Below are 24,873 nucleotides of genomic sequence, written 5' to 3'. Positions count from 1 at the left end.
TCTGCCCGGCTGTTCGGGCGACGCGCCCGTGGAAACTCCGCTGAGCCGCAGAATCCCATAGCGCGGAGTCGCGGTCAAGCGAGCGGGACATCGGCTCGTCCCGTCCTCGGCTGACGAGGACAGTGGCGCCGCCCCGGTGGACGCCCTAAGATCGCCCCATGCAACGTCATGACATCATCATCCTCGGCGGCGGGCTGGTCGGGCTGACGCTCGGTATCGCGCTTGCTCGCCACCAGATCAGCGCGGCGGTCATCGACCCAGCCGACCCCGACCGGATGCTGGACGCCGGGTTCGACGGCCGCGCCTCGGCCGTGGCCAGCGCGCCGTGGCGGATGCTTCAGGCGATCGGCGTGGGCGCATTGCTGGAGGGCAAGGGCTGCCCGATCCAGGCGATCAAGGTGCAGGACGGGCTGAGCCCCGAAGCGCTGATGTTCGAGCCATCGGCTGATGACGGCGCGCTGGGCCATATGTTCGAGAATCGCGACCTGCGGCGCGCGCTCGACAGCGCTGCGCGGGCGGCTGAGGGCCTGACATTGTTGCGGCCGTCGCGGCCGGTCGACGTCCAGCGCGATCTCGACGGGGTGCGCGTGACGCTCGCGGATGGGCGGATGCTCAGCGGCTCGCTGCTGATAGGTGCGGAGGGCCGCCAGTCGCCCAGCAGGGAAGCGGCCGGGATCAGCGTCGCGCGCTGGAGCTACGAGCATGTCGCGATGATCGCTTCGATCGCCCACGAAAAACCGCATGGTGGCGTGGCGCATGAGATATTCTACCCAGCCGGGCCGTTCGCGATCCTGCCACTGATCGACGGGCAGGAGGGCGAGCATCGCTCCGCGCTGGTGTGGACGGTCGATAAGAAAAAGGCGCCAGCGATGCTAGGCCTGCCCGACCGCGCCTACCAGGCCGAGGCCGAGAAGCATATGGGCGGCATATTGGGCCAGGTGCGGATGATCTCGCCGCGCAGTTCCTATCCGCTAGGCTTCCACCATGCCGCGCGTATCACCGACACCCGCCTCGCGCTCGTCGGAGACGCCGCGCACGGAATCCACCCGATCGCCGGCCAGGGGGTCAATCTCGGCTATCGCGATGTCGCGGCCCTCACCGAGGTGCTGGTGGAGGGTATGCGCCTCGGCCTAGATCCGGGCGACGCACAACTGCTCGCACGCTACCAGCGCTGGCGCAGCCTCGACAGTTTCATGGTCGCAGCCTCGACCGATGGCCTGACCCGTCTGTTCGGCATCCCCGGACGCACCGCAAGGACGGTGCGGCGGATCGGCCTGGGCGCGGTGCAGCGCCTGGGGCCATTGAAGGGACGGTTCATGTCCGAAGCGCGCGGCGAGACCGGCGCGTTGCCGAGGTTGCTGCAGGGACTGGCGATTTGAATAGGTTCGTCATCCCGGACTTGATCCGGGATCTCGCTTTTCTCTTACTTCGTTCAGCCATTTACCCGCCACGCGAAAGACAGCGGGATCCCGGATCACGTCCGGGATGACGACTGAAGCTGCCGCGCCTCTTCGACCAACATCACCGGCACGCCGTCGCGTATCGGGAAGGCCAGTCCCGCGGCTTCGGACACCAGCTCACCCGCCATCTCGTCGTAGCGCAACCGCGTGCGGGTCACGGGACACACCAGTACGGCCAGCAGCTCCGGGTCGAGGGTCATTGCAGCGTCGCGGGTTCGTCGTCGCCGCGGCGGAAGAAGCCGAGGAACTGGGCGAGCAGGTCGGCACGGTCCGCGAGGGTTGGCGATTCGAGCAGCGCCTGCTTGGCCGCCGCGTCGAAGGGCGCGATGGCGGCGATGGCGTTCACCAGCGTCTCGTCGTCGAGCCGGCTGACAGCGGTCCAGTCGACCGCGACCCCGCGGCTGTCGGCGAAACGCCGCGCCTCTCGCTCGATCTCGGCGCGGACGATGCTGGGCAGCGCATCGGGGGCCTCGGCATCGGCGAAACCCGAAAGGTCGGCCTCCACTTGCCGAAACGGCGTCGAGACATCGAGTTCGCGCAGCACGCGAAAGCGGCCTATCCCATCGAGCACGATGTTGAACCGGCCATCGTCGAGACGTTCGACCTCGCGGATATGACCGATGCAGCCGACATCGAACAAGGGTGAGGGCTCACCGGGGCCGCGCGGCTGGATCATCGAGATGCGCCGGTCCCGTGCCAGCGCATCCGACACCAGCGCACGATAGCGCGGCTCGAAGATATGCAGCGGCAGCTGGCTGCGTGGAAACAGCAAGGCGCCGGCGAGCGGAAAGATCGACAGGCGCTGCCCTACCGCATGCGCCATGATCAGGTAAACAGGATAGCCGAGAGGCGGCGGCGCTGATCGCGCACCCATCCATCCTCGAGGCCAACCACCTCCAGCAGTTTGAGCAGTCGGGCGCGTGCGGCACCCTCGTTCCAGTCGCGATCGCGGGCGATAATCTCCAGGAGGTGATCGGCGGCCCCGTCGCGGTCGTTTGCCGCCATCAGTCCGCCCGCCAGTTCGAACCGAGCCTCGTGGTCATCGGGATTGGCGGCAACTCGCGCGCGGAGCGGTTCAAGGTCATCGACCGGCTGTGCCTCGCGAGCCAGCGCGACTGCCGCCTGGGCGCGGGCGATCGGCGCGTCCTTTGCCTTGTCGGCCGGCACCGTCGCGAGCAGCGCATCGGCCTCGTCGAGTTCGCCGGCCTTGACCATCGTGCGAGCCAGGCCCGAGATCACGTCGGAATCCTCGGGCGCCATTTCGATCAGCTGGCCGAAGACCGATAGCGCCCGTTCGATGTCGCCGGCCTCGAGTACCTCCTCGCCCATCGCGATCAGCGGGGCGATGTCCTCGTGGAGCTTGCCCGCGGCGCCCTGCACCGGCAGCTGGCGCAGGATCTGGTCGAGCATCTGGGTGAGCTGGCTTTCGCTGCGCGCAGGCGTCAGGTCGGCGACCAGCTGCCCCTGGAACAGCGCATAGACGGTTGGAATCGACTGGACGCGAAATTGCGCCGCGATCATCTTCTGCTCGTCGACATTGACCTTGACGAGGATCACGCCCTTGTCGGCATAGTCCTGCGCCACCTTGTCGAGCATGGGGCTCAGCGCCTTGCACGGCCCGCACCATTCGGCCCAGAAATCGAGGATTACCAGCGACGTCATCGACGGTTCGACCACGTCCCGCTTGAACGCTTCGATCGCTTCCCGTTCCGCCGCGCTCATCCCCAACGTCGCCACCAATGATTCTCCTGCAGGCCTTTGGTATGCCCCTTATGTGGGAGGCTGGCGCCCGATGCCAAGTCCTCGATATTTTATGCGAATCAGGCTTGCAGAGGAAACACCCCCACGCTAATAGCCGCGCCTCGACCGCAGGCAGGCCCTGCGGACGGCGCCAGAGCGGGCGTAGCTCAGGGGTAGAGCACAACCTTGCCAAGGTTGGGGTCGAGGGTTCGAATCCCTTCGCCCGCTCCAGTTTCCTTAGGGAAATCGGGATCACGCGAGATGCGTGCAGGCCGTCGGTCAGTGCCGGTGGTCGCGCGTCAGGCGACGGCTCGCTTTGATTTCAGCAGGCCCTTCACCAAAGTCCTTCCACGCTCGCCCAGGGCTCTCTTGGCCAGGTTGGCGACATCGCTGCGGCGGATTGCGACACGTACCGCCTTCAACAGCGGATCATCGACCTCGTTTCGAGCGGCCTCGTCGAGAATCTCGATCATGAAACTGCGCTGGACGTCGTTGAACGGCCCCTTCGAGGCGACCTCCATGAAGGTCGGTTTGCGTCCTAGCGAGGCCGGTACCGGTACCGCGGCTGCGATCGCGTTCATCTTCGTACGCACGCACTTCTCGCAAACCCCGCAATTCTTGCCGGTGATGTCGCCCTGCCAGCACACGCGGAGACTGTTGAAACCCACCTCCCAGTCGGAGATGGCCTTGATCTTGCCGGTCCTGGTGAGATGGCCGCCATCATAGCCGATCCGGCTGTCCTCCCCGGCGAGCAGGCGGGTCGGCAGCGGGTGGGAGCCCCAGGGGACAACCAGTCGGCCATAATCCTCGCACGAACCGACCAGGAGATTGTCGACATCGCCATCCCATTGGGCAAGGCAGCTTACCAGCCCCAGGCCGAACTCCATCTCCCAGTCGGCCTGGGTGGCCTGGCGCCAATTGGTCCGTAGCAGGGTGAGCGGAACGTTGATGTCAGCCAGGACCTGCTCCGAGGCGCGCGACACGATGCCGAAAGCTTCATCATGGGTCAGCGGGATGTCGAACCCCTGGATCAGCACCGCCGTCCGGATCCGGCGCGCTGTGCGCCCCGCCAGTCCGGAATGATGGTTCCAGACCGTGTACGTTGCATCGACCCCGCCGGAGAAGGCACAGACCGCCGAGTTCCGCCGGTTCGGCGCTCCCCGCGGACCGCTGACCTCTTCCGCGGAGGTGACCCGGATCGGCGCGTACAGGTCCGGCCGCCAAAGGCTCCATATTTGGATGAACTCGACGACGCGATCGAGCAGGTCTGCCGAGACCGGCCCATGGACGTGGATGTCCGCCGCCTCTCGCATTGCCTGGAACAGGCAGGCGATTACGCCGAGGTCATGCCTCTCGAGCGGTGAGGGAAGCGCGTCGGCGGGGCCAGTCAGGTCCCAGTAAACGACTTTGTCTTGCTGGCCGGCCTCGCAGCACCGGACTTCGCGTCGGAGGTGATCGCCGCGGTCGCGGCGTTCGGACACATGCATGTCCCACTGGCGTTCGCCAGTTCGTCGGTGCTCACCCCGCCCCGCCATATAGTCTGCTTCGCTTGCCACCCCGGTACAATTCCGCGGGCCGGCTCAAGGGGCCGGGCGATTTGGTAGTACCGCTTTCGAGCGACCATCACTCCTTCCTGGTCGGCGCCACCGCTGCCTCGATCAACCGTTGCCGTCCCGGCCCATGTCGGTGCCCTTGTCGTTGCCGGAGCCAGCGGCCTTCGCGCGAAAATTGCGCCCTTTTGCACGCTGCGCCGCTGCGCGGGGATTGGTCGGATCACCGGGCTGCGATGCGATGCCTCCCTTCGCCTGCGCGCCGGGGCGCGCACTCTGGTTCTGGAGCCTGTCGGCTTCCGGGTGGTCGCCGAGGTTTGGGGGCTGATCTTCCATCGACTGTCTCCCACGGTTCGAACCGGCGGCCGCCGCGCCGGTTCCTCAAAAGCGACGAAGCACAGGAACCGTCGCGGCGGTGATTCGTCCTGTGGCAGAGGAGAGTCCCATGAAGGATCGGAAGCCGCCAGCGACGCCGGGAGATGGAGCCGACCGCAGCAACGCGCCCGATAGCGGTGAGATCGAGTGGGCCGGCGGGTTCGTCCCGACGCCGCCCGCGCCGGGGGAAGTTCGCGTCAGCCCGGACAAGGCCTCGAGGCCGGGCGACAGCGCCGTTCCCGGCCGACCGGACGATGCAGCGACGAAGTCCGGGGCCACGGTGACGCCGCCGGAGGATGCAGGAGGCCGTCGATGAGCCGCCGCGGAAACATCCCTTGATCCACCATGTCTCGGTTGGTTCGAACGACATTCGCCGGCACGAATCTTCTATGATCCGGTGCTGCCGGTGATCGGCCTTCGCCTGCTCGCCGATTGTGGGTCCAGCCTCGATTACGGCGTCGGTGCGATCCTGCTCAGCGTCGAAACGCCGACCGATGGTCAGGCCTCCGCTCCCGGCAACGGCATCCATATCGCCTTTGCAGCCGACGATCGCGCCATGGTCGATCGCTTCCACACGGTCGGTTGGCCCATGGCGGCAGCGATGCAGGTGCTCCGGGCCCGCGTTCCCAATATGACGCGCATTATTATGGGGCGTTCCTGCGCGATCCCGATGGAAACAAGATCGAGGTCGTCACCTATTCGGCGGATTGATGCCTACAGCGCAGTTATCCTTACCGTACCGATTAACCCACTTCGTTAGAATCCGGGCAACAGCTGGACACGCATTGTTCGTTACGCACCCGACGAAAGGGTACGCGACAGGGACGGCGAAGATGAAGAGGCTCCTGATACTGGCCAGCATGCTGGCGGCACCAACGAGCGCCTACGCTCAGGGTCTGCCGATCGATTTCGACCCGCAGGCGGACGAAGCCGCGACAGGGGCTTCCGGCGCACAGCTGGAGGTGAGCATGGGCCACGCCAGCCAGACGCGGGTAACCGCGGCCCGATCCGTTCGACATGGCGAGCACCGGACCATGGTGATCGACCGATCCTTCACCGGGTCGGCCGGCGCGAGGCAGGCCGAGGTGGCGTCCGCCGGCAGCTGACGCGCGGCGAGAAACCTATTCCGCCGCCTCGGGCAGTGCCGCTGCCGTCGTCCAGGCCAGTCGAGGGATCGTGATCGAGCGCTTACCCGACAGGTCGGTGCGCAGCACGAAGATGCCCTGCTCTTCCATATAGGCGATCAGCCGGCGGACCCGTCCTTGAGAATGGGTGCCATAGACCTGCGCGAGCGCCGCGTCGCCTGGCGCTTCGAGCGCGTCGCGGGCAGCGCGGGCGACCAGCAGGAAGGGCGCGAGCATATCGTCCGGCAATGACGCGCCGAGCGCCATGGCGTCGAGCCAGCCCTCATCCAGTTCACCGAACAGGCCCGCGCGCGCCATCGCCAGCCGACGGCGGAAGCCGGCAAGATCGAGCCCGCTGTCGGCGAGCCTATGCATTCGGCAGCGCACGCCGAAGTCCTGGAACAGGATGACGGGCGCGCGGTAGGTCGCGTCCGGATCATCGACGATCTCGCGCAGCACCAGGTCGATTACCGCGTCGCGTTCTTCGTCGGCCAGGGCTGGAGTGTTCACTGGCGCCGCGGTCGGTGTCAGCGTCGGCCCGGCGCGGCTGATCGCGCGGAGCAGATCGTCGCTGGTTGGCGGGGGTGCCCGGGGTGCGGGCGGCGCGGTGGGCCGATCCTCGCCCGGCGCGAACAGCAGGCCTTGCAACTCCTGGCGGTCGCCGGCGGTGGTCGGGAGCGGCACCAGCTTGGGACTGCCGCTGCGCGCCGAAGTGGCGACCGCGCCCACTGTCACCGCAACGGGGCGGCGCGACACGGCCGGGCCAAGGGCCAGGAACTGCCCGCGCGGCAGATCGCGGATCTGCTCGGCCTGGCGGCGCTCCATGCCCAGCAGGTCCGCGGCGCGGGCCATGTCGATGTCCAGGAAGGTCCGTCCCATCATGAAGTTGGACGCTTCGGCGGCGACGTTCTTGGCGAGCTTTGCAAGCCTTTGGGTGGCTATCACCCCGGCAAGCCCCCGCTTGCGTCCTCGGCACATCAGGTTCGTCATCGCTCCCAGCGAGGCGCGGCGAGCTTCGTCCGACACTTCGCCAGCGACGGCCGGCGCAAACAGCTGCGCCTCGTCGACCACCACCAGCGCGGGATACCAATGGTCGCGCGGCGCATCGAACAGCGCCGCCAGGAAGATCGCGGCGCAGCGCATCTGCGCTTCGATCTCCAGTTCATCGAGCGCCAGCACCACCGACACGCGGTGCTCGCGGATGCGGGCGGCGAGGCGGGCGATCTCCGCCTCGCTATGGTCCCCGGCCTGGATCGCAACATGGCCGAAACGATCCGCGAGGGTCACGAAGTCGCCCTCCGGGTCGATAACCACCTGCTGGACGACATCGGCCGATTCCTCGAGCAGCCGGCGCAGAAGATGCGACTTTCCCGACCCGGAATTGCCTTGGACGAGCAAGCGGGTGGCGAGCAGCTCCTCGACGTCGAAAAATACCGATTGTCCGGGGCTGCTGGTGCCGATGTCGATTCGTGCGGTCACGCTGCCGTCTTGGCGGATCGGCGGCACGGTTCAAGGGGCTGGCCGAGAAAACTGTGGATGACTCGCAGCAAACTCGTTCGTCGTTCCGGCCAAAGAAGGTCGCTTCCGCTGGCTTGCCAGGGCAATTATAACCCAGCGATGACCGATGCAGCAGAACCGACCGCTATCCCCGGCCTATCCCTGACGACCTTGGACACCGATCCCGCTGCTTTCGCCCAGGCGATCGGCAGTTCTTTCGAGCGGTTCGGTTTCGCCGTCGTCGCCGATCACGGCATCCCCGCCGATCTGATCGCCCGTGCCGAGGAGACCGGCAGGTTGTTCTTCGCGCTGCCGGAGGAAGTGAAGCGCAGCTACCATATTCCAGGGCAGGGCGGCGCGCGGGGTTATACGCCGTTCAAGGTGGAGACGGCCAAGGACGCCACCCATCCCGATCTGAAGGAGTTCTGGCATATCGGCCGCGAGTTGCCGCCCGGCCATCGCTTCGAGGAAGACATGCCGGCCAATATATGGCCGAATGAGCTGGAGGCGTTCCGGGATGCCTATCTCGAGCTGTTCGGGGCGTTCGATCAGACGGGCCTGCGGATACTCTCCGCGATCGCGCGGTACCTCGGCCTCGTGCCCGACTTCTTCGACGACAAGGTCAAGGACGGTAATTCGGTGCTGCGCCTGCTCCACTATCCGCCGATCGGGGCTGACTCCCCAAGCATCCGCGCGGGCGCGCATGAGGACATCAATGCGATTACGCTGTTGCTCGGCGCAGAGGAGGGCGGGCTGCAGCTGCTCGACAGGGATGGCCGCTGGCTGGCGGTGAACATCGCGCCGGGGGAGCTGGTGGTGAATATCGGCGACATGCTCCAGCGGCTGACCAACGGGCGACTACCCTCGACCCGCCATCGGGTGATGAACCCACCGCCCGAACGCCGCGGCGTCGCACGCTATTCGATGCCGTTCTTCCTGCATTTCCGGCCAGATTACCTGATCGAGACGTTGCCGCAGACGATCACGCCGGACCGGCCGGACCAGTTTCCGGACCCGATCACGGCGAACGAGTTCCTGCTGCAGCGCCTGCGCGAGATCAAGCTGATGTGAGTTCGGCAGAGCGCTCCGGTATGTGCTGCCGGAGGATTTGCACAAGCTCGCGCCGACGTGCGCGCGCGTTCATCGGGGTGCGGTGATCGCCAGTGCCCCTGCCAGCCGGAGGGATCAGAGCGCATACCGCATCGCCAGCCCGGCCAGCGCGGAGCCGCCGAGTAGTCCGAACACGCCCGCCCGAAGCCGCAGCATCGCGACGAGCGCCGCACCCGACAGCGCCATTGCTGCCCAATCGACCGTCGCAAGCTCGGGCCGCGCCAGATGCAACGGGCCGACGCGCAGCTCCCCGACAGTCCCGAACCAATAATGCAGCGCGAACCAGCAGGCGAGATTGAGGATCACGCCAACAACCGCCGCGCCGATCGCCGCGAGCGCCGATGCAAGCGCGCGGTTGCCGCGGAGCCGCTCTACGAAGGGCGCGCCGAGGAATATCCACAGGAAGCAAGGCACGAACGTCACCCAGGTGGTGAGCAGGCCACCGAGCGTGCCCGCCAGTAGCGGATCGAGCCCGCCGGGATGGCGATAGGCGGCGAGAAAGCCTACATATTGGGTGACGATGATCAGCGGGCCGGGCGTGCTTTCCGCAAGTCCCAACCCGTCCAGCATCTCGCCCGGCGTTATCCAGCGATACTGCTCGACCGCCGCCTGACCCACCCAGGCGAGCACGGCATAGGCACCGCCGAAGGTGAGCATCGCCATCCTGGAGAAGAAGGTCGCGATCGGCGCGAGGGCGCTGTCCGCGGGCGCATAGAGCAGCAGCAGCGCAACCGGCACCAGCCAAGCGCCAAGGAGGATCGCCGCAACCCCTGCCAGCCGGCCGAAGCTCTGGCGGGCATGATCGGGCATTTCCGTGCCCAGTGCGCTGTCGGCATCGCTGAGCGACCCGGCCGCGCCGGAATGGCCTGGCCCACCGGCGAAGAGGGTCAGGTGCTGCCATCCCGACACCCAGCCGGCCAGCCCGGCCGCAAGGATCACCAGCGGGAAGGGCAGGTGGAACAGGAAAAGGGCGAGAAAGGCGAACAGCGCCATCGCTATGGCGGCGCGGCTGCCGAGCGACCGCCGGCCGATCCGCGCCACCGCCTGGAAGACGATCGCGACCACCGCGGCCTTGATCCCGAACAACAGCGCCGCGACCGGCGGCGCGGCGACCGCGAGCACATAGAGCCAGGACAGCGCCATGATCGCGACCATGCCGGGCAGCACGAACAATATGCCCGCCGCCAGGCCGCCTTTGATGCGGTGGAGCAGCCAGCCTATATAGATGGCGAGCTGCTGCGCCTCCGGGCCCGGCAGCATCATGCAGAAGTTGAGGGCGTGGAGGAAACGCCCCTCGCCGATCCACTTCTTCTCGTCGACGAGGATGCGGTGCATCACCGCGATCTGGCCGGCCGGGCCGCCGAAGCTGAGGAGCGCGATCCGGGCCCAGACGCGCAGCGCCTCGCCAAAGCCGATGCCGTGTCCGGGCGAGCCGGTAGCGCCCGCGGTCACCTAGCCTCGGCCGCGATAGCCAGGCACGCCCTGATCGGGCACCCATAGCCCCTCGGGCGGTGCGCCCGATTGCCAGAAGACGTCGATCGGGATGCCGCCGCGTGGATACCAATAGCCGCCGATGCGGAGCCACTTGGGCTGCATCTCCGCGAACAGCCGCTCGCCGATACCCACCGTGCAATCCTCATGGAAAGCGGCATGGTTGCGAAAGGCGCCGAGGAACAGCTTGAGCGATTTCGATTCGACGATGGTCTCGCCCGGCGCATAGTCGATCACGAGATGCGCAAAATCCGGCTGGCCCGTCACTGGACACAGCGATGTGAACTCGGGCGCGGCGAAGCGTATCAGGTACAGCGCGGCGGCGCGCGGGTTGGGAACATAGTCGAGCACCGCCAGTTCCGGAGAGGCGGGCAGGCTGCTGGTCTTGCCGAGGTGGATGGTGGACATGATGCGCTCTTAGACGACATGCGCGCGTTGCGCCAACGTGTATGAAAATTACAATACTACCACACGATATGGAATATACTTGCCCAATATCCGTAGGCGGTATAACTAAATCTCACCTCCCCAGGTATTGATTCGCTGCCGCTGTGGCAGGATGATGCAATGTGCCCTTTACAGGAGGTAATGATGGAAATGCTGGTTTCGACGGAGTGGCTCGAGGGCGAACTCGGCGCCAACGATCTGCGCGTCGTCGATGCGACCTATTTCGCGCTCGATCCCGCGCGCGATCCGCTGGCAGAATATGAGGCTGGCCACATCCCCGGCGCGATCTTCCTCGATCTCGGCAATCTCAAGGACGACAATTCGGCCTTGCCCGGCATGCTGCCCCCTGCAGAGAAGTTCGCGAGCCGGATGCAGTCGCTCGGGCTCGGCGACGGCAGCCGCATCGTCCTTTACGACAACAGCCCGCACCGTACGGCGGCGCGTGCCTGGTATATGTTCCGCATGTTCGGCGCGAACCAGGTGGCGATCCTCGATGGCGGCCTGCATAAATGGGTCGCTGAGGGCCGTCCGCTGGAACAGGGCAAGGTCAAGCTGCGCCATCGCCACTTCACGGTGTGGCGCGATCCGGCCGCGGTGCGCGATCTCGACCAGATGAAGGCCAATGTCGCGAGCGGCGCCGAGGAGGTTGTCGACGCCCGTTCGGCGGCGCGCTTCACCGGTGAGGAAGCCGACCCGCGCGGTCTCGCTTCGGGCCATATCCCCGGATCGCGCAATCTCCCTTTCGACCAACTCCTCAATGCCGACGGCACCTTCAAGAGCAAGGACGAGATTCGCGCCGCCTTCGAGGCCGCCGGCGTGGACCCTGCAAAGCCGCTGGTGACCACGTGCGGTTCGGGCATCACCGCCTCGGTGCTGCTGTTCGGCGCTGCGCTGCTCGGGCGTGAGGACATCGCGCTCTATGATGGGTCGTGGAGCGAGTGGGGCTTGCGCCCGGATACCGAAAAGGAGATCGGTGCCGCGTGCAAGACGACGAGCGCAGCAGCCTGAAGCCCGGTACCCGGCTGGTGACAGCCGGGCGCCACGCGTCATCCGCCGGCCGGGGGATCGTCAATCCCCCGGTCTGGCGTGCCTCGACGATCCTGTTCGACAGCGTAGCCGATCTGCGCGCCGCGGTTCGCAGGCCGAACGAGGGCCTTTATTATGGCCGGCGCGGTACCCCGACGCAGTGGGCGCTGGCCGATGCACTGACCGAACTGGAACCCGGTGCGGAAGGGACGATGCTCTATCCGTCCGGGGTCGCTGCGGTCACTTCGGTGCTGCTGTCGCTGCTATCGCCGGGCGACGATCTGCTGATGGTGGACAGCGCCTATGAGCCGACCCGCGCGATCTGCAACGGCCTGCTCAGGCGGATGGGCGTAACCACGCGATATTATGATCCGATGATCGGTGCCGGGATATCCGCCCTCATCGGCGACCGGACCCGGGCGATCTTCCTCGAAAGCCCGGGTAGCCTCACCTTCGAAGTGCAGGACGTGCCGGCCATTACCGCCGCTGCTCGCGCCCGCGGCGTTACGACCGTGCTCGACAATACATGGGCGACGCCGCTGTTCTTCCCGGCGATTGCGCACGGCATCGACATCAGCATCCTGGCCTGCACCAAATATATCGTCGGCCATTCGGACGTGATGATGGGATCGGCCACCGCCGGTCGGGACCATTTCGAGGCGCTTCGCCGCGCCAGCCTTTCGCTGGGCCAGTGCGTCAGCCCCGACGATGCTTATCTGGCTGGGCGGGGCCTTCGCACGCTGGGCGTCCGGCTGCGCCAGCACCAGGATGGGGCACTCGCGGTTGCTTGCTGGCTGGGACAGCAGCCGCAGGTCGCGCGGGTGCTGCACCCCGCCTTGCCGGGCTGTCCCGGCCATGATCTGTGGCAGCGCGACTTTTCCGGCGCTACCGGGCTGTTCAGCATCGTGCTCGACGGCGGGGACGATGCGGCGCGGGCGGCGATGATCGACGGCTTGGCGTTGTTCGGGATCGGGTTCTCCTGGGGCGGCTATGAAAGCCTTGCGCTGCCGGTCGATCCCGCCGGACTGCGGACCGCCACCCGTTGGGAAGCCGAAGGCCCGGTCGTGCGGTTCCATATCGGCCTCGAGGACCCCGCGGATCTTATCGCGGACCTCGCGCTTGGGCTGGCGCGATTCGACGCTGCGCGAGGATGAAGCGCTTCTGAACGAAGCGGACCGGCTGTTGTTTTTTCCGGTGAGTCCGCGACGCACCGTCCGGCCGCGAGTCAATTTGCCGGTGTGGAAACCAGCTTTTCGAGCCGGCGAACCGCTGATCCGAGCGAATTGCCTAAAAAACGAGCGGCCGCGGCGGTTGCTGCGTCGGCATGCGCGGCACGGCCTAGGATCAGCCCCAGACCGGCCATGCTGGTGGTTTCCGCTTCGCGCAGGATAGCATCGAACCGCCGGCGCGTGATGGTGTTCGCGGCAGCGTAACGTGCGGCGAGCGTCGTCGCACAGCCAGCGCTATTCTCGTATTGCGGTGCATCATCAGGCCGCCTTGCAGCCGCGAAGCCATTGAGGACCGCGAGCGCGGAATGAATGGGGGCGAGAATATCTTCGGCGGCCGCGGAGGCGGGGTTCTCAGTGGGGATACGGCGTTCGAACATATGAGGCCACCTAGCGACAAGCCCAAATAGGCAGCAATGACTAGCAGATAATGCTTAATATTCGGTCAACCCCAGCCCGCCGGATCTGCGGTCACGCGCCGTCATAAATTGGAAATGCCGGTGTTGCGATATGGCAACACTATTGACCAAGATGGCACCTTTGGCCGGATAAGCGTTGTGCGATGCGAGATGCTGCTGCACAAACGTTACGCTTCGTACAGCAGTCGGCTCGGCCCATTTCAGGGTTCAAAGAAGTCTGGCGCGGACGAGCAGGGGAACGGATCGAAGTTTTATTTAAGGGGAATACCTATGCGCGCATCCATGATCGGTCTCTCGGCCCTTGCCTTGGTCGCTTCCGCCGCACCTGCCCTGGCGCAGGACGACGTCAAAGAGTTCACGCTGACCGGCAGTGCTGCCCTCGTCAGCGACTATCGTTTCCGTGGTATTTCGCAGAGCGACCGGCGCTTGGCAGCGCAGGCGAGCGCCACGATCACCCATGAATCGGGCCTCTACGCCAGCTTCTGGTCGTCGTCGATCGCGTCCGACACGGTCTATCCGGGCGCCAACGCGGAGCTCGATCTGATCGCCGGCTACTCGAAGACCATCTCGGGCTTCACGCTGGACGGCGGCGTTCTCTATTATGTCTACGCCAATGCCGACGCGCACGTGAACAGCGACTTCTTCGAGCCCTATGGCTCGATCAAGACCACCGTCGGTCCTGTCACCGCCAAGGGCGGCTTCGCTTATGCGTTCAAGCAGAAGGCGACCCTGTCGCCGATCAATCCTGCGGGCCACACCAAGGACGACAACCTGTATCTCTACGGCGAAGTGAGCGGGTCGATCCCGGACACGGGATTCAGCCTCCTCGGCCATGTCGGCTACAGCAAGGGCCGCAGCTATCTGACGCTTGGCCTCAAGGACTATATGGATTGGAACGTCGGTGCCAGCTACACGTGGCGTAACGCAACGTTCACCGTGTCCTATGTCGACACCGACATCAAGAGCCGGTTCGGCGTCTATGGCTCGCACAACCGGAACCAGGTCAAGGGCGGCGTCGTAGGGGCGGCCACCTACGCTTTCTGATCCCTGGGGATCGGCAGATCAGGGGGTCGCGGAGGTTCCGCGGCCCCTTTTTCGTATGTGGTGCGCTCGGTCGTCCATCAGGCGGACTCAGCGGCTTGCCGCAATCAGTTCGCGCGTGACGGGATGGCTCGGGCGCGCGATAAGGTCCGGCGTCGGACCCTCTTCAGCGATCCTGCCCGCGTCCATCACAATGATCCGGTGACACAGCCGCCGCGCGACCGCCAAGTCGTGTGTGATCATCAGAATAGCCAGGCCGCGGCTGCGCTGAAGCTCGCCGAGCAGGTCGAGGATCGTGCCGGCCACCAGCACGTCGAGCGCGGAAGTGGCTTCGTCGAGCAGCAGCAGGGCGGGATCGGGGCCCAGCGCGCGGGCAATCGCCACGCGCTGCGCCTGGCCGCCGGACAGGCCGCCGGGCCGGCGATCCGCCAGCGCGGGATCGAGGCCGACCTCGCCAAGCACGGCCGCGACCCGCTCGGCCACCGCAGCCTTGTCCAGCTCCGGCCGAAGCCGGCGGAGCGGCTCGGCGACGATCTCGGCGACGCGCCATAGCGGATCGAGGCTGGCGACCGGATCCTGGAAAACCGGCTGGAGCCCGGCGCGATCGGTGGAACGCATCGCACGGCGCGGCGGCAGCGGCTGGCCGCGCCAGGCGATGTCGCCGCGGTCGATCGGCCCAAGCCGAGCGATGGCCCGCGCCAGGGTCGACTTGCCCGATCCCGATCCGCCGACGATCGCCAGCGCTTCGCCTTCTGCTATGGCCAGGTCAGCGCCCGCCACCGCCTGGAACCGGCCCCGTCGCCAGCCCGGCCGCGCGAACGACACCGTCACGCCGCGCGCCTCGACCAGCGGCGCGCCGGTCGGCCCGAGCGGCGGCGCCGGGCCGTCGAGCCGCGGGCTCGCCGCGATCAATGCACGGGCATAGTCGCTGGTGGGGTTCCGCAGCAGCATCGGCGCCGGGCCGGTCTCGACGATCCGCCCGTCGTGCAGCACCGCCACCTGATCGGCATGATCGGCGACGGCAGCGAGATCATGGCTGACCAGCAGCAATGCCATGCCCTGTTCCGAACATAGCCGCCCGAGCAGCGCCATGATCTCGGCCCGCAGCATCGCGTCCAGCGCGGTCGTCGGCTCGTCGGCGACGAGCAGCTTCGGCCGATGGGCGATCGCCATCGCGATCAGCGCGCGCTGCCGCTGGCCGCCCGACAGGCGGTGCGGATATTGATCGAGCCGCTCGGCCGCCCGATCGAGGCCGACCTGTTCGAGTGCCGCCGCCATCTCGGCGCGCGAAGGGCGGGGTGCGCCCGCCTGGGTCCATGCCTCGCGCAGCTGGGCACCGATCGTCAGGTGCGGCGTCAGCGCTGTCAGCGGCTGCTGGAACACGAAGCCGACATCACGCCCGCGGATCGCCCGCAGCCGCTCCTCGCGGGCGCCGACAATCTCCTCGCCCGCGAGCTGGAACGAGCCCTCGACCAGCGCGGGCGAGAGGCCGAAAGGCGCCAGGCAGGTCTGGCTCTTGCCCGATCCCGATGCGCCGACCAGCGCGAGCGACCGGCCCGCTTCGATGCGGAAGGCGATATCGTGCACGATCGGCCGGCCGGCGATGGCGATGCGCAGGCCTTCGACGACGAGCAGGCTCATAGCGTGAACCGGTCGCGCAGTTTCTCGCCAATGCGGGTCAGGCACAGCAGGATCGTGACGAGGACGATGCCGGGCAGCAGCAGTGCGTGAGGGGCGATGTCCATGTCGTCCGCCCCGTCCTTGATCAGGATGCCGAGGGAGGTCATCGGCTCCTGCACGCCCAGGCCGAGGAAGCTGAGGAAGCTCTCGATCATCACCACCTGCGGTATGGTCAGCAGCAGATAGGCGATGGCGACCCCGGCGATGTTAGGCAGCATGTGGTGGAGCACGATCGCGGCGGGCGGCACGCCGGCCGCCTCGGCCGCGGCGATGAACGGGCGCTGCTTGAGCGCGAGCATCTGCCCCCGCACCACCCGCGCCATGGTCAGCCACTCGACCGCGCCGATGCCGAGGAACACCAGCAGGATGGATCGGCCAAACACCACCATCAGCAGGATCACCACGAACATGAACGGCAGCGCGTAGAGCGCGTCGACCACGCGCATCATCGCCTCGTCGATCTTGCCGCCGCACCAGCCTGCGATGGCACCCCAGGCGACCCCGACCAGCAGCGAGACCAGCGCCGCCGCCGCCGCCACGCCAAGGGTCACGCGGGTGCCGACCAGGGTGCGCGCGAGCAGGTCGCGGCCCACGCTGTCGGTGCCCATCGGGTGGCCGGCGGCCAGCGGCGCGGCGCGCACCGCATTCCAGTCGATCATGTCATATCGCCAATCTAGCGCCAGCGGGCCGAGCGCCGCGGCGATGGCAATCGTCGCGATCAGGACGAGCGCGACCCTCAATGCCGCGCTCGCGGGTCGAGCCAGCCATAAGCGAGGTCTGCGAGCAGGTTGAACAGGATGATCAGCGCCGCGTAGAGCGTGACGACGCCCAGCACGAGCGGATAGTCGCGGTTGAGCGCCCCCTGTACGAAATAGCGGCCGAGCCCCGGCAGCGCAAAGACCGTCTCGATCACCACAGCGCCGGTCAGCAGTCCCGCGGCGGCAGGCCCCAGATAGGAGGCGACGGGGACCAGCGCCGGTCGCAACGCATGGACGATCAGGATGCGCTTTCGGCCCAGGCCGCGTGCCCGCGCCATGCGGATATGCTCCTGGCCAAGCACCTCGGCGAGCCCGGCGCGGGCCAGCTTCGCGATGGCGCCGGCAGCGGGCAGGGCAAGGGCGATCACCGGCAGGACCAGGTGCGCCGCGTCGCCGTCGCCCCAGCCGGAGACGGGAAGCCAGCCGGCCCAAAGCCCGAACAGCAGCGCCAGCAGCGGCCCTGTGACGAAGCTCGGCAGGGCGGTGAGCAGGGTCGCCGCGAGCATCAGGCTCCGGTCGACATGGCCGCCTGTTTTCGCCGCCGCGCTCAAGCCCGCGCCGAGCCCGAGCAGCAGCGCCAGCAGCAGCGCCAGGCCGCCCAGGGTGAGCGAGATCGGCAGGCCGCGGGCGATGAGGTCGGTTACGGTGAAGTCACGATAGACCAGCGAAGGGCCAAAATCGCCGTGCAGCAGCCGCCAGAGATAGCGGCCGATCTGCTCCGGCAGCGGCCGGTCGAGCCCGTAGCTGGCAATCAGCGCGGCGCGTGTTTCCGGATCGAGCGGCCGCTCGCTGTCGAACGGCCCGCCGGGTGCGACGCGCATGAGCAGGAAGGAGAGGATCACGACCGCCGCCAGCGTCGGAAGCGCGGTGAGCAGGCGGCGGCGGATCAGGTCAAGCATGACGCTAGCCCCTCCGGAGAGAGCGCTTTACCCCGGAACATCGTCATCCCGGACTTTATCCGGGATCCCTCTGCCTTTGTCCGGCACGTGAACTGCCCACAAAAGAAAAAGGGGGATCCCGGATCAAGTCCGGGATGACGCAAATATCTTGGGTGCGCCTGCCTCAGTTGCCGAGGGAGACGCTGGCGTTCGCGCCGTTGGTCGCGGCGGCAGCGAGGATGGTGCGAGTGGCGGGGCCCTTGTCGACCATGTTGTCGCGAGTGTCGCCGACCGAGGAGCGGATACCCGGCTCGGGCACCGTCCTGGTCAGGCCGATGATATCCTTCTCGGTCTGGCTCTTGGCCGGCTGCGTGCCGGAGAACATCGCCGACAGGGCCTGCTGGCTCGAATCGGCTTCCTGCGGGCGCGGCGCGCCGGGCTTGGGCGGCACCAGGACGAAATCGGGCGGGATGGTGAGCGGCGCGCGCTTGGACACGGCGAAGGCGTCCAGGCTGGTGCGGCCGGCCATTACGCCCGGGCGATCGCCCCGGCTGCTGCACCCGGCGAGCAGCGCCATGGCGACGAGCGCCGAACCGAGAAGCAACTTAGACCGCATCGACATTCTCCGCAGGAGCCTTGGTTTCGCGCACCAGAAGGGCGCGCGCGACCAGAAGCAATACACCAATGGTAATCGCGGCGTCCGCGACATTGAAGACCAAAAAGGGATGCCAGGTCCCGATATGCAGATCGAGGAAGTCGGCGACATAGCCGAGCCGCGCCCGATCGGTGATATTTCCCGCCGCGCCGCCGAGGACAAGGCCGAGCGCCGCGACGTCGGGCCGCCCCTTTTCGCGCCAGATCCACAGGCAGATGGCAGCCGCGATCGCCGCGGTCATCGCCACCAGGATCCAGCGCTCCTTGTCCGACGCGGCGATCAGGAAGCCCATCGAGACGCCGTAATTCTCCACCCAGCGCAGATCGAAGAAGCTGGTGAGCGTCACCAGCCCGCGCTCAGGCAGCGCGAGCGGCGCCATGATCAGCCATTTGGACAACTGATCGACGATGAAGATCGTAGCGGCTATGCCGAAGCCCAGGGGCCGGTGGGTGATGCGAGCGAACTCAGCCATGCACCACCGTCTCGCAGCGACCGCACAGCGTGCCTTCGCTCTTTACCTCGGGCAGGTGCCGCCAGCAGCGGCCGCATTTCTCATATTCGGTCTTCTGCACTTCGAAGGCGATCGGATCAGCGCCGTTCGCCAGGTCGGCGGCGGCGGCATCCCCGTCGCAGATTTCCACCTTGGCGACGATGCCGATCTCGGCGATGTCGGCTGCGCGCAGCAGCGCGGCTTCTGCCGGTGCGTAGCTGATCGCGGTCACATCGACCTCGAGGCTCGACCCGATGATCTTCTCGCGGCGAAGCGGCTCGATCTGCCCGGTCAGCTTCGTCCGGTAGCGGCGCAGCAATTCCCAGCGCATCCTCAGGTCGTCATTCGCCCAGCCGACGTCGACCTCCGGCCAGGTGAGCAGGTGGACCGATCCGTCGTCCGGGAATCGCGTCGTCCACACCTCCTCGGCGGTGAAGCAGAGGATTGGCGCTGCATAGCGGACCAGCGCGTGGAACAGGATGTCGAGCACGGTGCGATAGGCGCGGCGCTTGATATCGTCCGCGGCGTCGCAATAGAGCGAGTCCTTGCGGATATCGAAGAAGAAGGCGGACAGGTCGTTGTTCGCGAAATCGACCAGCGCGCGGGCATAGCGGTTCAGCTCGAACGCGGCCGTCGCGTCCCTGAGTTCGGCATCGAGGCTCGCGAGCAGGTGGAGCACATAGAGCTCCAGCTCGGGCATTTCGCCGACCGGGAGCTTCTCGGCATCGCTGAAGCCATCGAGCGCGCCGAGCAGGTAGCGGAAGCTGTTGCGCAGCTTGCGATAGGCGTCGGAGGTGCCGGCGAGGATCTCCTTGCCGATGCGGACATCCTCGAAATAGTCGGTCGAGGCGACCCACAGGCGGAGAATGTCGGCGCCGCTCTCGTTGATGATCTTGAGCGGGTCGACGACATTGCCCTGGCTCTTCGACATCTTGCGGCCCTGACCGTCGAGCGCGAAGCCGTGGGTCAGCACCGCGTCATAGGGCGCGCGGCCACGGGTGCCGCAGCTTTCGAGCAGCGACGACTGGAACCAGCCGCGATGCTGATCCGAGCCTTCGAGATAGAGATCGGCGCGCGTGCCGACGCCGTAGCGCGCCTCGACGGTAAAGGCGTGGGTCGAGCCGGAGTCGAACCAGACATCGAGGATGTCGTTGACCGGCTCATAGTCGGCGGCGCTGTAGTCGGGGCCGAGCAGCGTCTGGTGATCGGCGGTGAACCAGGCGTCGGCGCCGCCGGCCTCGAACGCCGCGACGATGCGGGCGTTGACGGCGGGATCGCGCAGATAATCGCCGGTCTTCGCGTCGACATAGAGCGCGATCGGCACGCCCCAGGCGCGCTGGCGGCTGATCACCCAGTCGGGACGGCCGGCGACCATCGCGTGGATGCGGTTGCGCGCTTTCTCGGGGACCCAGCGGGTGTGCTCGATCGCGTCGAGGGCGACGCCGCGCAGCGTCGCGCCATTGCCCTGCGCCTTGAGGATCGCCTCCTCCTCGGCGCAGCGCGGGGCGATGTCGTCCTCGATCGGGCGGTCCATCGGGATGAACCATTGCGGGGTGCAGCGGAAGATCACCTTGGCCTTGGAGCGCCAGCTGTGCGGATAGCTGTGCTTGAAGTCGGCGCTGGCGGCGAGCAGGCCGCCGGCCTCGCGCAGGTCGGTGCAGATCGGCCCCTCGGGCGCGTTGAGCTTCGGTGCGATCACCGAGCCCTGGCCGCCCATCCATGCCCAGTCGGCGCGGTACTTGCCGTCGCCCTCGACCGCGAACACCGGGTCGATGCCATGCGCCTTGCACAGGAAGAAGTCGTCCTCGCCATGGTCGGGCGCCATATGGACGAGGCCGGTGCCGGCGTCGGTGGTGACGAAGTCACCGGCGAGGAACGGGCGCGGCTTGGCGAAGAAGCCGCCGAGATGGTGCATCGGGTGGCGGGCGATTGTGCCGGCGAGGTCGGAGCCTTTGCCTGACCAGATCAGGTCATCGGCCCGAAAGGATGGATCCATCTGATCCAGTGCGACGGCACCAAATTTAGCCAGCCGCGCGTGTACAGTGTGGGCTAGCTCCTTCGCAATCAGGATGCGGATAGGGTGTGCGTCGACCAGCACATATTCAACCTCTGGCCCGTAAGCCAAAGCCTGGTTCACCGGGATCGTCCAGGGCGTCGTCGTCCAGATCACCGCATAGGCGCCGACCAGCTCGGGGATCGCGCTCTCGACTATCTCGAATGCCACGTCGATCTGCGTCGAGGTGATGTCCTCATATTCGACTTCGGCCTCGGCCAGTGCGGTCTTCTCCACCGGAGACCACATCACCGGCTTGGCGCCGCGATAAAGCTGGCCGCTCTCGGCGAACTTCAGCAGCTCGCCGACGATCGCTGCTTCCGACGCATAGTTCATCGTCAGATAGGGATCGTCCCAGTCGGCCTGGACGCCGAGGCGCTTGAACTGCTCGCGCTGGACGTCGACCCATTTGGTGGCATAGGCGCGGCATTCGGCGCGGAACTGGACGGGATCGACCTCGTCCTTGTTGAGCTTCTTGGCGCGATAGGCTTCCTCGACCTTCCACTCGATCGGCAGGCCGTGGCAGTCCCAACCCGGAACATAGGGCGCATCCTTGCCGGTCAGCGACTGGCTGCGGACGATGATGTCCTTGAGCACCTTGTTCATCGCATGGCCCATATGGATGTCGCCATTGGCGTAGGGCGGGCCGTCATGGAGGATGAAGCGCGGCTTGCCGGCGCGATCGGCGCGGAGCTTGCCGTACAGATCGTCGGCCGCCCATTTCGCGAGGATCGCCGGTTCCTTCTGGGCGAGGCCGGCCTTCATCGGAAAGTCGGTCTTCGGCAGGAAGACGGTGGCGCGGTAGTCGGTTGCGTCGGTCATTTCTGAAATCTGGTTCCACCGGAGCCGCTTATCCCGAGCGAAGTCGAGGGAGCCGCCTGAGCGAAGCGAAGGCTCCTCGCTGTCGCTCGGACGGGTGTCTCGACTTCGCTCGACACGAACGGAGTTTGGGGGCAGGCCCTACGCGACCGGGCTGTATGCGGCAAGTATCCGCTTCGCCTCGACGCAATCCTTGTCCATCTGCGCCATCAGCGGTTCCAACCCGTCGAACTTCGCCTCGGGGCGGAGATAGGCGATCAGCTCGATCTCGATGCACTGGTCGTACAGGCTCTCGGCGAAATCGAAGAAGTGGACCTCGAGCAGCTCCTTTGGCGGATCGAAGGTGGGGCGGATGCCGATATTGGCGGCCCCGTTCACCACCCGCCCGTCGGGCAGGAGGCCGCGCACGGCGTAAATGCCATATCTGGGACGCAGGTAACGATCGAGTGCGATGTTGGCGGTGGGATAGCCGATCGTCCGGCCGAGCTTGTCGCCATGCTGGACGAGGCCCTGGATGCGATAGGGGCGGGTGAGCAGCCGCGCCGCTTCGACTGGATCGCCTTCCACCAGCGCCTGGCGGATGCGGCTCGATGAGATCGGTCCGTGCTCATCCGTAACCGGGCCGATCGCCTCGGCCGTAAGCCCCTGCGGCGGGCCAAGCTCGGCGAGCAGCGCGACATCGCCGGAGCGTGCCTTGCCGAAGGTGAAGTCCTGCCCGGTCACGACATGGGCAGCGCCCGCGCGGCCGATCAGCCACTCGGAGATGAAATCGGCGGCCGAAACACCGGCAAGCTCGGCGTTGAAGGTGAACACCAGCATCGCGTCCGCGCCGGCCTTCGCGAACAACTCCGCGCGCTGCTCCAGCGTGGTCAGGCGGAAGGGCGGCGTATCGGGCCGGAAATAGCGGACGGGGTGTGGATCGAAGCTGGCGACGAGCACCGGTCGGCCGGTCGCACGGCCGTTGGCGATTGCCGCGCCGACAACCGCCTGATGCCCCCTGTGGAAGCCGTCGAAATTCCCCAGCGCCACCACGCCCCCACGCAGATGCTCGGGAACCGGGCGGTCGCATGTCAGCCGCTCCATGCCGCGCCTATAGGTAGTCGCGCGGGACGGCGCAATCAGCGGCGGCGCAAAGTGATGAAACTATAGCCGGGGCGACCATCGGCGGCGGGGTGATCCTCGCGCGCGGTCTCCCGCCAGGCGGCCGGATCGAATGCCGGCACGACGGTGTCGCCATCGGGCGCGGCGTCGATCTCGGTCAGTTCGATCCGGTCGGCATGGGGCAGCAGCAGCGCATAGATTTCGGCGCCGCCGACGACCGACAGCCGATCGCTGCCTGCTGCCGCTATCGCTCCCGCCACGTCATGGAAGACCTCCGCACCTTCGGCTTGCCATTCGGTATCGCGCGTCAGGACTATGTGGCGGCGGCCGGGCAGCAGGCCGGGCAGGCTTTCGAAGGTCTTGCGGCCCATCAGCATCGGCGCGCCCTCGGTCAGCGCCTTGAAGTGCCTGAGATCGGCGGGCAGGCGCCAGGGTAGGCTGCCCTCGCGCCCGATCACGCCATTGCGAGCGCGGGCCAGGACGAAGACGATCTCCGGTTTCTTCGGAGACGTCACACCGCCACCTCGGCCTTGATGTGCGGGTGCGGATCATAGCCCTCGATCTCGAAATCCTCGGGGGCGTAGGCGAACATGCTCGACGGCTTGCGCGTGAAGCGCAGCTTCGGGAAGGTGCGCGGCTGGCGCGAGAGTTGTTCCTCGACCAGATGGGCGTGATTGGAATAGACATGGGTGTCGGCGCCCATCCACACCAGCTCGCCCGGCTCTAGATCGGTCTGCTGCGCCAGCATCCGGATCAGCACCGCCGCTTCGAAGATGTTGAACGGGAAGCCGAGCCCAAGGTCGCACGAGCGCTGGTACAGGATGCCCGACAGCCGGCCGTTGGCGACATGATATTGATAGGTCATGTGGCAGGGCGGCAGCGCCATTTCGGCCAGCTCGGGGACGTTCCAGCCGGTGAAGATCAGCCGGCGCGAGGCGGGGTTGGTGCGGATCATTTCGACCAGCTCGGCGATCTGGTTGACGCCCTTGTCGTCGCGCCTGAACAGGCCGCCGCCGGCCGGCGTGTAGCGCGGCCAGTCGACCCATTGCTTGCCGTAGACCGGGCCGAGATCGCCCCATCGCGCCGCGAACTCCGGTTCCTCGATGATGCGTCGCTCGAAGGCGTCGCGGTCGATCGCCTCGCCGGTTTCGCGGCGATATTTGTCGAGCGGCCAGTCGGTCCAGATATGGACGTTCTGGCCGACCAGCGGGCGGATGTTGGTATCGCCCGACAGGAACCAGATCAGCTCCTTGATCGCGCTCTTCCAGAATATCCGCTTGGTGGTGATCAGCGGCACGGTGCCGTCAGACAGGTCGAACCGCATCGTCACGCCGAACAGTGCGCGGGTGCCGACGCCGGTGCGGTCGGTGCGCTCGTCGCCGCCATACCAGGCGCGCGCCATGGCATCGAGATATTGCTGTTCGGGGTGATCGCTCATGGGGACGGGGTAGCCGCTACCGCCGCCGACTTTCAAGGCTGTCAGCCACCGCCGGCGACGGGATCGTCATGCCTGGCGGCCGAGCAGCGGCTTGATCGGGGAGATGTCATAGCCGGCTTCGGCCGCCTTCGACGCCAGCCTGTCCGCATCCTCGCCCTCGGCGCCCCGGGCCAGCGCCCAGCAGAAGGTGGAGCGCGTGCCCGAGCGGCAGAAGGCGAGCACCGGGCCCTCGGCCTTGGCGAGCGCTTCGCGCATCGCCGCGATCTGGCTCGGTGCGAAGCCGCCCGGCGTGATCGGGATGGCGACATAGGCGAGCCCGGCCGTGCGCGCGGCCTCACGGATGTTGTCGCCGCTCGGCTGGCCCGGCTCTTCCTGCTCAGGCCGGTTGTTGATGATCATGGTGAAGCCCTGCGCGGCAGCCTCGGCGACATCGTCGGGGCCGATCTGGGCCGCTACCGATATGCTGTCGTCGATCTTGCGGAACATGGGTTCTCT

General features: G+C 66.8%; 27 protein-coding genes and 1 tRNA gene. 9 read left to right on the top strand and 19 right to left on the bottom strand.

Going from position 1 to position 24,873, the window contains the following annotated elements:
• Nucleotides 1–158 precede the first annotated feature (158 nt).
• Nucleotides 159–1,379: an FAD-dependent monooxygenase gene (locus AAC645_RS12575; protein WP_340316471.1), complete on the top strand. Its 1,221-nt coding sequence runs from the start codon at nucleotides 159–161 to the stop codon at nucleotides 1,377–1,379.
• A gap of 95 nt (nucleotides 1,380–1,474) precedes the next feature.
• Here AAC645_RS12575 and AAC645_RS12570 read toward each other — a convergent pair whose 3' ends face one another.
• The 3 genes from AAC645_RS12570 to AAC645_RS12560 are packed head-to-tail and all read right to left on the bottom strand — an operon-like array spanning nucleotide 1,475 to nucleotide 3,182.
• Complete coding sequence (locus AAC645_RS12570) at nucleotides 1,475–1,660, bottom strand: Trm112 family protein (RefSeq protein WP_340316470.1); 186 nt, start codon at nucleotides 1,658–1,660, stop codon at nucleotides 1,475–1,477.
• Nucleotides 1,657–2,283 (bottom strand): LON peptidase substrate-binding domain-containing protein, encoded by a 627-nt coding sequence (locus AAC645_RS12565; RefSeq protein ID WP_340316469.1) that lies wholly within the window; start codon nucleotides 2,281–2,283, stop codon nucleotides 1,657–1,659. The genes AAC645_RS12570 and AAC645_RS12565 overlap by 4 nt, the downstream gene beginning before the upstream one ends.
• Nucleotides 2,284–2,285: 2 nt before the next feature.
• On the bottom strand, nucleotides 2,286–3,182 hold the full coding sequence (locus AAC645_RS12560) for a tetratricopeptide repeat protein (RefSeq protein ID WP_340316548.1): 897 nt from the start codon (nucleotides 3,180–3,182) through the stop codon (nucleotides 2,286–2,288).
• 174 nt (nucleotides 3,183–3,356) lie between these two features.
• Here AAC645_RS12560 and AAC645_RS12555 point away from each other — a divergent pair.
• Nucleotides 3,357–3,431 (top strand) — tRNA-Gly (locus AAC645_RS12555).
• A 68-nt stretch (nucleotides 3,432–3,499) separates the two neighbouring features.
• Here AAC645_RS12555 and AAC645_RS12550 read toward each other — a convergent pair.
• Nucleotides 3,500–4,756, bottom strand: a complete 1,257-nt coding sequence (locus AAC645_RS12550; RefSeq protein ID WP_340316468.1) for a hypothetical protein — start codon at nucleotides 4,754–4,756, stop codon at nucleotides 3,500–3,502.
• Nucleotides 4,757–4,858: 102 nt separating this feature from the next.
• Nucleotides 4,859–5,086, bottom strand: a complete 228-nt coding sequence (locus tag AAC645_RS12545; RefSeq protein ID WP_340316467.1) for a hypothetical protein — start codon at nucleotides 5,084–5,086, stop codon at nucleotides 4,859–4,861.
• A 109-nt stretch (nucleotides 5,087–5,195) separates the two neighbouring features.
• On the opposite strand from AAC645_RS12545, the gene AAC645_RS12540 reads away from it, so the two are divergent.
• The 3 genes from AAC645_RS12540 to AAC645_RS12530 all read left to right on the top strand — a co-directional run bounded on the left by AAC645_RS12540 (nucleotide 5,196) and on the right by AAC645_RS12530 (nucleotide 6,231).
• On the top strand, nucleotides 5,196–5,441 hold the full coding sequence (locus AAC645_RS12540; RefSeq protein WP_340316465.1) for a hypothetical protein: 246 nt from the start codon (nucleotides 5,196–5,198) through the stop codon (nucleotides 5,439–5,441).
• Between the two features lie 81 nt (nucleotides 5,442–5,522).
• Nucleotides 5,523–5,885, top strand: coding sequence for a VOC family protein (locus tag AAC645_RS12535; protein ID WP_340316464.1), 363 nt, complete (start codon nucleotides 5,523–5,525; stop codon nucleotides 5,883–5,885).
• 73 nt (nucleotides 5,886–5,958) lie between these two features.
• Nucleotides 5,959–6,231, top strand: coding sequence for a hypothetical protein (locus tag AAC645_RS12530; protein WP_340316463.1), 273 nt, complete (start codon nucleotides 5,959–5,961; stop codon nucleotides 6,229–6,231).
• Nucleotides 6,232–6,246: 15 nt separating this feature from the next.
• Here the strand turns inward: AAC645_RS12530 and AAC645_RS12525 are convergent, their stop codons facing one another.
• Nucleotides 6,247–7,728 carry an ATP-binding protein gene (locus tag AAC645_RS12525; RefSeq protein ID WP_340316462.1) on the bottom strand — a complete coding sequence of 494 codons (1,482 nt, stop codon included), beginning with the start codon at nucleotides 7,726–7,728 and terminating at the stop codon, nucleotides 6,247–6,249.
• A gap of 138 nt (nucleotides 7,729–7,866) precedes the next feature.
• Here AAC645_RS12525 and AAC645_RS12520 point away from each other — a divergent pair, with 138 nt between their 5' ends.
• On the top strand, nucleotides 7,867–8,817 hold the full coding sequence (locus AAC645_RS12520) for an isopenicillin N synthase family dioxygenase (RefSeq protein WP_340316460.1): 951 nt from the start codon (nucleotides 7,867–7,869) through the stop codon (nucleotides 8,815–8,817).
• Nucleotides 8,818–8,931: 114 nt separating this feature from the next.
• Here the strand turns inward: AAC645_RS12520 and chrA are convergent, their stop codons facing one another.
• The gene (gene chrA, locus AAC645_RS12515; RefSeq protein ID WP_340316459.1) at nucleotides 8,932–10,308 is read right to left on the bottom strand and encodes a chromate efflux transporter; all 1,377 of its coding nucleotides are present in this window, start codon (nucleotides 10,306–10,308) and stop codon (nucleotides 8,932–8,934) included.
• Nucleotides 10,309–10,755, bottom strand: a complete 447-nt coding sequence (gene queF / locus AAC645_RS12510) for a preQ(1) synthase (RefSeq protein ID WP_340316458.1) — start codon at nucleotides 10,753–10,755, stop codon at nucleotides 10,309–10,311. It lies immediately after the preceding gene.
• 183 nt (nucleotides 10,756–10,938) lie between these two features.
• On the opposite strand from queF, the gene sseA reads away from it, so the two are divergent.
• Entirely contained in the window at nucleotides 10,939–11,802 is an 864-nt protein-coding gene (gene sseA, locus AAC645_RS12505) for a 3-mercaptopyruvate sulfurtransferase (RefSeq protein WP_340316456.1), read from the top strand.
• Nucleotides 11,775–12,974: a cystathionine beta-lyase gene (metC, locus tag AAC645_RS12500; RefSeq protein WP_340316455.1), complete on the top strand. Its 1,200-nt coding sequence runs from the start codon at nucleotides 11,775–11,777 to the stop codon at nucleotides 12,972–12,974. Before sseA ends, metC begins: the two co-directional genes overlap by 28 nt.
• A 71-nt stretch (nucleotides 12,975–13,045) precedes the next feature.
• Here metC and AAC645_RS12495 read toward each other — a convergent pair whose 3' ends face one another.
• Nucleotides 13,046–13,426: a hypothetical protein gene (locus AAC645_RS12495; protein WP_340316454.1), complete on the bottom strand. Its 381-nt coding sequence runs from the start codon at nucleotides 13,424–13,426 to the stop codon at nucleotides 13,046–13,048.
• Nucleotides 13,427–13,735: 309 nt separating this feature from the next.
• Between AAC645_RS12495 and AAC645_RS12490 the strand changes: the two genes are divergently transcribed.
• Nucleotides 13,736–14,509 carry a TorF family putative porin gene (locus tag AAC645_RS12490; RefSeq protein WP_340316452.1) on the top strand — a complete coding sequence of 258 codons (774 nt, stop codon included), beginning with the start codon at nucleotides 13,736–13,738 and terminating at the stop codon, nucleotides 14,507–14,509.
• 87 nt (nucleotides 14,510–14,596) lie between these two features.
• On the opposite strand, the gene nikE is transcribed toward AAC645_RS12490, so the two are convergent.
• From nikE to AAC645_RS12440, 10 genes are all read right to left on the bottom strand, one after another.
• Nucleotides 14,597–16,147, bottom strand: a complete 1,551-nt coding sequence (nikE, locus tag AAC645_RS12485; protein ID WP_340316451.1) for an ABC transporter ATP-binding protein — start codon at nucleotides 16,145–16,147, stop codon at nucleotides 14,597–14,599.
• On the bottom strand, nucleotides 16,144–16,926 hold the full coding sequence (locus AAC645_RS12480) for an ABC transporter permease (protein ID WP_340316450.1): 783 nt from the start codon (nucleotides 16,924–16,926) through the stop codon (nucleotides 16,144–16,146). Before AAC645_RS12480 ends, nikE begins: the two co-directional genes overlap by 4 nt.
• The gene (locus AAC645_RS12475; protein ID WP_340316449.1) at nucleotides 16,923–17,843 is read right to left on the bottom strand and encodes an ABC transporter permease; all 921 of its coding nucleotides are present in this window, start codon (nucleotides 17,841–17,843) and stop codon (nucleotides 16,923–16,925) included. Before AAC645_RS12475 ends, AAC645_RS12480 begins: the two co-directional genes overlap by 4 nt.
• 163 nt (nucleotides 17,844–18,006) lie before the next feature.
• The gene (locus AAC645_RS12470; RefSeq protein ID WP_340316448.1) at nucleotides 18,007–18,438 is read right to left on the bottom strand and encodes a DUF3035 domain-containing protein; all 432 of its coding nucleotides are present in this window, start codon (nucleotides 18,436–18,438) and stop codon (nucleotides 18,007–18,009) included.
• Nucleotides 18,428–18,949 (bottom strand): signal peptidase II, encoded by a 522-nt coding sequence (lspA, locus tag AAC645_RS12465; RefSeq protein WP_340316447.1) that lies wholly within the window; start codon nucleotides 18,947–18,949, stop codon nucleotides 18,428–18,430. The genes AAC645_RS12470 and lspA overlap by 11 nt, the downstream gene beginning before the upstream one ends.
• Nucleotides 18,942–21,842, bottom strand: coding sequence for an isoleucine--tRNA ligase (ileS, locus tag AAC645_RS12460; RefSeq protein ID WP_340316446.1), 2,901 nt, complete (start codon nucleotides 21,840–21,842; stop codon nucleotides 18,942–18,944). The genes lspA and ileS overlap by 8 nt, the downstream gene beginning before the upstream one ends.
• 138 nt (nucleotides 21,843–21,980) lie before the next feature.
• The gene (locus AAC645_RS12455) at nucleotides 21,981–22,922 is read right to left on the bottom strand and encodes a bifunctional riboflavin kinase/FAD synthetase (RefSeq protein WP_340316445.1); all 942 of its coding nucleotides are present in this window, start codon (nucleotides 22,920–22,922) and stop codon (nucleotides 21,981–21,983) included.
• Between the two features lie 35 nt (nucleotides 22,923–22,957).
• Nucleotides 22,958–23,455 carry a dihydrofolate reductase gene (locus AAC645_RS12450; protein ID WP_340316444.1) on the bottom strand — a complete coding sequence of 166 codons (498 nt, stop codon included), beginning with the start codon at nucleotides 23,453–23,455 and terminating at the stop codon, nucleotides 22,958–22,960.
• Nucleotides 23,452–24,378: a thymidylate synthase gene (gene thyA, locus AAC645_RS12445; protein ID WP_340316443.1), complete on the bottom strand. Its 927-nt coding sequence runs from the start codon at nucleotides 24,376–24,378 to the stop codon at nucleotides 23,452–23,454. The genes AAC645_RS12450 and thyA overlap by 4 nt, the downstream gene beginning before the upstream one ends.
• A gap of 66 nt (nucleotides 24,379–24,444) precedes the next feature.
• A complete protein-coding gene (locus AAC645_RS12440) occupies nucleotides 24,445–24,864 on the bottom strand; it encodes a protein tyrosine phosphatase family protein (protein ID WP_340316441.1) in 420 nt (139 codons plus the stop codon).
• Between the last annotated feature and the right edge of the window lie 9 nt (nucleotides 24,865–24,873).

This window comes from Rhizorhabdus argentea (genome assembly GCF_037861105.1).
Taxonomy (GTDB): Bacteria; Pseudomonadota; Alphaproteobacteria; order Sphingomonadales; family Sphingomonadaceae; genus Rhizorhabdus; species Rhizorhabdus argentea.
The sequence above is the reverse complement of the archived record's forward strand: the minus strand, read 5'-3'. Positions and strand labels throughout refer to the sequence as shown.